Genomic DNA, 6380 nt, shown 5'->3' with positions numbered 1-6380 from the left:
TCGTACCGCTTGCTGCGCGGCGCCGGGCCGCGCAAGCCGATCGGCGCGCGGGCCGGCCACGCCGCCATCGCGTGCTGGTCCTTCCTGATGGCCACCGCGCACGGCGCCGGGTTGATGCTGGTTCCGGCACTCCTGCCGCTGTGCCTGGCCGACGATCCGGCGCGCGAGATCACCGCGTCGGGCTCAATGGCGCTGGCACTGGCGGCAGTCGGCCTCCACACGGCTGCGATGCTGGCCACGACCGGCGTCATCGCCACCGGCGTGTGCCGCGGTGTCGCCATGCACCCTGGGCTGCTGAGCGGCATGGCGCTGCGCCGGGCCTGGACCGCAGCGCTGGCCGTCACCGGCGTGCTGTTGATGGCGCTGCGCTAGGTCCCGATGGAACCACTCCATCAGATGGCATGGTCGTCCCGCCTACCCCCCGCTGTTGACGTGAAGAATCAGCCCGTCCAAGGTATGGCCTCTTAGCAGCGGCATTGATGTGCCAACGCGTAGATTCGATTCAACCACTTCGACCCTGGAGGCCCGCTATGCAGTCAATCGAGCAACTACCCGTCATTGGCATGGACATCGCCAAGAACGTATTTCAAATTCACGTTGTGGATGCTGAGACGGGCGAGATACACAGGCGGCAGATCAAGCGGGCCAAGGTGGCCGAGTTCTTCGCCAATCGTCAACCCTCGCTGGTGGCGATGGAAGCTTGCGGAGGTGCGCACCACTGGGCTCGGGCTCTGCTTGTGATGGGGCACCAAGTCAAGCTGCTGCCCGCCAAGCATGTGCGAGCCTTTGTGCTGCGCGACAAGACRGACGCACTCGATGCACAAGCCATCTGGGTGGCTGCCCAGCAGCCGCACATCCGCGAGGTGCCCGTCAAGAGCGAGCAGCAGCAAGCTTGCCTCAGCCTGCACCGCATACGCGCTCAGTTGATGAAGATGCGGATCATGCAGACCAACGCTCTCCGAGGCTTGCTTTACGAATTCGGCATCGTGCTGCCAGAGGGCCATCAGAAGCTATTGCACTCCGTGCAAGCCGAGCTCGCCAACGCTCAGCAAAGGGACCGTGTGCCCGACGTGGTGGTAGTGAGCGTTCAGGAGCAACTCAAACGGATCGAGGCCTTGCAGGATGACATCGACCAGATCGACAAGCGGCTGGCCGCCATGGTCAAACAGAGCCGCCAGATGCTGGCCGTACAGGCGATTCCTGGCGTCGGTCCGTTGACGGCGACGGCATTGGTAGCCACCGCCACGGACTTCTCATCTTTCAAGTCGGGACGCGAATTCTCTGCGTGGCTCGGCTTGACGCCGCGCCAGGTTGGCACGGGCGGCAAGACGCAGCAACTGGGAATCTCCAAGCGGGGTGATACCTACTTGCGCAGCATGCTGATTAACGGAGCGAGAGCCGTAGTCAGCCGCAGTGCGCATAACAGTTGGCTCGAACGGCTGTTGCAGCGGCAGCATTTCAACGTGGTGGTTGTCGCGCTGGCCAACAAGATGGCACGCACAGTCTGGGCAGTCTTGGCCAAAGGCAAAGCCTTTGACCCGGTCAAGTGGAATTCGACCGCGGTTGCTGCGGCCTGAGATAAAGAGCCGAGTCTCGCCCCCTGATTGCGATGAAACCGATTTGAAGGAGAGCCTGCACGAAGCGATGTGATGGAGCACAGGGTCAAACCGGGGCGGGGGCATTCCAAACTGTCCCTTGGGCATCAAGCCCGGCCATCAGATAGGAACCTCGCCCGCGAACGCCATCAGGGCCAGCAGGAAAACCCTGCACAAACAGGCCGAATGTAAGGCTGCGAGCCCTTTGAACTTCACGCCGCCGAATCTTGCTTTCCTAGGGACGACCATGTAAGGGAAAGTACTCGAGCACCTCGTCAGCTGGACGGTGCACTGACGATCACCGACTTGAAGGCCTCGATGAAGTCGGCCACCTGCTTCGGTGAGCGTTCGCCCTGCGGCAGCAACGCCTGCACGCTGACGGGCACTTCGGGCAGCAGCGTGCGCACCTGCAGCGCGCTGCTCGTGGTGGCCGCGGCCGTGAACGAGTCGACGATCGCCGGCCCCAGGCCCTGCTCCGCGAACACCATCGCGATGTGGTGGGTCTGGGCCGTCAGGCCGCCCTTGGGCTCGGTGCCATGCCGCGCGCATTGCTCGGCCAGCATCGCCCCGATCGGATCGCGCTCGTCGATCCGGATGAATCCGCTGCGCAGCAGTTCGGCAAGCTCCACCGTGCTGCGCCGGTCGTTGCCGCGCGCGGGGCGCAACGACACGCACACGAGGCGCCCCGCCGCGATCGCCACCTGCTGAACGCCGGGGTGCTGGTTCAGGCCGTAGACGATGCCCACGTCGCCTTCTCGCAGCGCGATGGCCTGCGTGATCTCGTGCGAGTGCAGCATCCGGCTCGAGATCGCGAGGTCGGGATAGCGCTTGCGGAACAGCTTCAGGGCGTCCGGCAGCGCCCGCACCGCCAGGGAGGGCACGATCAGAAGCCGCAGTTCGTTGCGACCGCCCTGGCGCAGGCTGGTCGAGAGCCGCCGCACCGATTCGAGCCGGGAGACCAGCATCTGGACTTCCGGGTACAGCGCCTGGGCCTCGCTGGTGGGCACCAGCCTGTTGCGCTGGCGGGTGAACAGTGCGTAGCCCAGTTGCAGTTCGGCGTGCTGCAGCGTGAGGGTCACGGCGGGTTGCGTGACGTGGAGCAGCCGGGCCGCCCCGCTCGCCGTGCCGGTCAGCATGATCGCGTTGAAGACCTCGATATGTTTCAGTCGCACAGCCAACCTCCGGGGCATCGTCGTGGGCGACGCGCGTCATGACGCTGCGCCTCGCTGCCCATTGTCTCACCGCAGCACGCGAGGGTATTAGCCAGCTTAATGGTTCCTGGCAAACTTCCAATGCGACAAGCAGCACCGGGCGGCACAGAATTCGGGCATGAACTCGACCACGCCTCGATCACTGCTTGTCATCGGGCCGCCCGGGCACCTCGGGGCGGCCGACATCGCGGCGAAGCTCGAGGCCCTCTGTGCAGGCCAGGCGCCCCGGAGGTACCGGGTCCTGCGCGACCGCGAATCGGCGTTCGACGACGCCACGGCGGCGAACGACGCCGACGTGGGGCGAGGCATGACGCTCCTCGATTCGATCTGGCGGACCGCGGACGCCGGGCTGGCCGGCGCTTTGCTGCCGAGCTTCGCGTCGCACCGGTTCGCGTCCGAGCTGGCCCCCGTCTCGCCGGTGCCGATCGCGAGCATCATGGCCGCCCTGGTCGAGCACGTGACGGTCGTCTTCCCCGAGGTTCGCCGGATCGGCGTGCTGGCCTCTGCGCCGGTCAAGGCGCTCGGACTGTTCGAGCGTGCGTTCGAGGACCGCGGCATCGAGTGGATCTACCCGCGTGCCCGGGCGCTCGACGATCTGAGCGTGCTGATCGAGGAACTCGGCGTCGCGTCCTCGTCGAGCTATTCCGTCTCCGCCAGCGATCGCCGCAGGGCCGAACGCGCGCATGACGACGTCGTCGCCCAGGGCGCGGAGCTGATCCTGGTCGGAAGCACGGTCCTGTGCGCTGTGCTGCAGGAACTGACGCTGCGTGCGCTGGCCGCAGGGCTGCCCCTGGTCGATTCCAACCAGGTCTACGCGGCGTTCGCCGCCTCGCAGGTCTTCGCTCCGGTGCCCCGGCCGTTCAAGGTCGGTGTCGTCGGGGGGGTCGGGCCGGCGGCGACCGTGAGCTTTCTCGACCAGCTGGTGCGAGCCACGCCCGCTGTGCGCGACCAGGACCATCTCAAGGTGGTCGTCGAGCAGAACCCGCAGATTCCCGATCGGACCGCCTACCTGGTCGGCRATGGTGCGGACCCGACGCTCGCGCTGTACGCCACCTGCAGGAAGCTCCAGGACGCCGACGCCGACATCATCGCGATCCCCTGCAACACGGCCCACGCCTTCGTGAACCACATCCAGCCGATGCTGCAGATTCCGATCATTCACATGCTGCGCGAGACGGTCGATTTCATCGCGAAGGCCTACGGGGACGCGCGTCGCATCGGGCTGCTGGCGACCACCGGCACGATCGCGGCCCGCGTCTACCACGAAGAGATCGAGCGCGCGATGCGACAGGCCTTGACGCCGGACGCCGCCACCCAGGACGAGATCATGGATGCCATCTACGGGCCCCGAGGCGTGAAGTCCGGGTTCCGCGATCCGCAAGGGCGGGCCCGCGTGGAAGCCGCGATACGGGCGCTGGCCGGGCGGGGCGCCGAAGTGATCATCCTCGGCTGCACGGAGCTGCCCTTGCTGATTGAACAGGATCTCGGCTACCAGGTCGATGGCAGGACCGTCCCGATCATCGATCCGGCGCAGGTGCTGGCCCAGCGCTGCATCGCGTACAGCCGCGCTGCGAGAGGGTTGCCGTTGAGCGTGATGAGCCCGGCTTGCTGCAGCAGCAGCAAGGCGCGGTGAAGGAAGAAACGAAGACGCGAATCGAAATCCGGGATTCGTCTCGCCGGCTTCGTGTCAAGATGGCGAGCCATGCGCCGCCTGCGTTTCATCACCAACCGCCATCGCTCGCCCTCGACCAACCGGACCCTGGGACTGYTGCTCGCCTTCAATGCGGGCGCCGTCAACGCGGGCGGTTTCCTGGTGCTTCACATGTACACCTCGCACATGACCGGCTTCGCCTCCCAGCTGGCGGATGGCCTGGTGCTGGGCAATGCGAAGCTCCTGCTCAACGCGCTGGGCGCCGTGCTGGCGTTCCTGAGCGGCGCGGCGGTCTGCGCCATGATGGTGAACTGGGGGCGCCAGCACCATCTCCGTGCCGTCTATGCGCTGCCCCTGCTGCTCGAGGCCGCGCTGATGCTTCCCTTCGGCCTGATGGGTGCGATCACGCTCACCTGGAACACGCCCTTTGCGGTGCCGCTCACCGTGCTGCTGCTGTCGTTCATCATGGGCTTGCAGAACGCGGTGGCGTCCAAGACCTCCGGGGGCAGCATTCGCACCACGCACATGACCGGCAACATCACCGACCTGGGCATGGAGCTGGGCAAGTTCTTCTACTGGAACCGGGCCGGCAGCGCCGCCCCGGCCCGCGTGCACCACAACTCCCATCGCATTCGCATGGCCAGCGGGCTGGTGGGCATGTTCGTGCTGGGCGGAATCGCCGGGGCGCTGGGCTTCAAGTATGTCGGCTTCATCTGCACGCTGCCGCTCGCGGCGCTGCTGCTGGCGCTGTCGTTGCCGCCGCTTGCCCGGGATTTTCCCCGGTCCCGCCATCTGCGCCGGCTTGCGAGCTTCGTCGGCTGGCGCCCCAGCCCGTCGCGCCCGTCCGGCGGCGACTGACCCCGGCGTCCTCGAGCAGGGCGCAGCGCCCGTCCCCAAGGCCCATCAGGCCGTGTCCCCAGCCAAGCGGACAGCCGTCCACTGGGCCGCCAATTCGTCCGATGAATCCACGGGTGCGCAGTCTCCTTCTGAATGTTTGGGCGAAACGTCCGAAGTTGGTCGTCAAGGATGCACCAAATCAGGAGGTCTGATCCTTAATTCCAGAGCTGTCTCGGCCGTGCCGTTTTGACGAATCGTGGGGCGGCCTATTGAGGAGGGGTGGGCGATAGCCAACCGGGGCGTCTTCCGGAACTTCCCTGACGGAAGGCCAGGACGATGAGCCAAGGACAAGAAGCGGGGGGGAGGAATTCAATGTCGGAAAAGTCGAGACTCGTGCCATTGCGCCGCCCTTTGTTGGGGTTTTCTGTAGTCGGTGCGTGCGTGTGGGCGGTGGTCACGTGCGTATCGGGGGACAGTGACTCAGGCAGCGGGGCCGCCGCAGCGCAAGCGGACGCTGCGATCGTGAACGCCGAGGCCTGCACGATGGATTCGCTGTGCATGGCTGACCGGGACGTTTTCATCGCCGTGAGCATCTGTCGCCAACACATAGAGCAACTTTCCGATCACTCCGTCAAGTGGACCGACGGAATGCTGCACGGCAAGTTCAGCAGGTCTCGATGGCGCAATCCGGCGCACGACGCCTTCACGTTCACATTCGTGCAAGACGAAGCAGAGCCGAAAGTCGGCCTGGGTGCGTTCGCGCCGTTGATCTACGAGTGTGATGTAGATCTCGATCTCAAGGACGTTCTGGATGTACGGGTGAGGGAAGGGCGGTTGCCGGTCCAGCTGAGCATCAACCTCAGGGTTGTCCGATACCTGCCGTTGCGACGCGAAGCTCCGAGCACGACAACGGCCTGACTCGCCGCGCGCTCGCACGCAGCCGGTCCCGAAGCGGGCAGAGCTCCATGGCGTCGGCCAAGGTAGCGTGGAAGTCTTGAACGTTCAAGCTCAGGAGCTCATGAATGCACTCGGCTTGTGCCGCACTGAAGCGCGTTGGCGTCAATGACCTCAGGAGCTGCGCCACGC

The 6380-nt window shown here is 65.7% G+C and carries 5 protein-coding genes and 1 pseudogene; 5 read left to right on the top strand and 1 reads right to left on the bottom strand.

Translation table 11 applies throughout. From position 1 onward, the window contains the following. Together AC1D2K_RS27505 and AC1D2K_RS27500 are read left to right on the top strand one after the other, a co-directional pair. Positions 1–372 (top strand): annotated as a pseudogene (locus tag AC1D2K_RS27505) (hypothetical protein); the annotation flags it as partial. Positions 373–530: 158 nt separating this feature from the next. Then, positions 531–1577 carry an IS110 family RNA-guided transposase gene (locus AC1D2K_RS27500; protein ID WP_478092633.1) on the top strand — a complete coding sequence of 349 codons (1047 nt, stop codon included), beginning with the start codon at positions 531–533 and terminating at the stop codon, positions 1575–1577. A gap of 293 nt (positions 1578–1870) precedes the next feature. Here AC1D2K_RS27500 and AC1D2K_RS27495 read toward each other — a convergent pair whose 3' ends face one another. Beyond that, positions 1871–2767 carry a LysR family transcriptional regulator gene (locus AC1D2K_RS27495; RefSeq protein WP_478092631.1) on the bottom strand — a complete coding sequence of 299 codons (897 nt, stop codon included), beginning with the start codon at positions 2765–2767 and terminating at the stop codon, positions 1871–1873. Between the two features lie 157 nt (positions 2768–2924). Here AC1D2K_RS27495 and cuyB point away from each other — a divergent pair, with 157 nt between their 5' ends. The 3 genes from cuyB to AC1D2K_RS27480 all read left to right on the top strand — a co-directional run bounded on the left by cuyB (position 2925) and on the right by AC1D2K_RS27480 (position 6212). Further along, positions 2925–4439, top strand: a complete 1515-nt coding sequence (gene cuyB, locus AC1D2K_RS27490; RefSeq protein WP_478092628.1) for a cysteate racemase — start codon at positions 2925–2927, stop codon at positions 4437–4439. Between the two features lie 69 nt (positions 4440–4508). Further along, a complete protein-coding gene (locus AC1D2K_RS27485) occupies positions 4509–5315 on the top strand; it encodes a YoaK family protein (RefSeq protein WP_478092626.1) in 807 nt (268 codons plus the stop codon). Positions 5316–5816: 501 nt separating this feature from the next. Then, positions 5817–6212, top strand: a complete 396-nt coding sequence (locus AC1D2K_RS27480; protein WP_478092624.1) for a hypothetical protein — start codon at positions 5817–5819, stop codon at positions 6210–6212. The last annotated feature ends 168 nt before the right edge of the window (positions 6213–6380 follow it).

Source organism: Variovorax sp. P1_H12_2, from assembly GCF_056405335.1.
The sequence above is the reverse complement of the archived record's forward strand: the minus strand, read 5'-3'. Positions and strand labels throughout refer to the sequence as shown.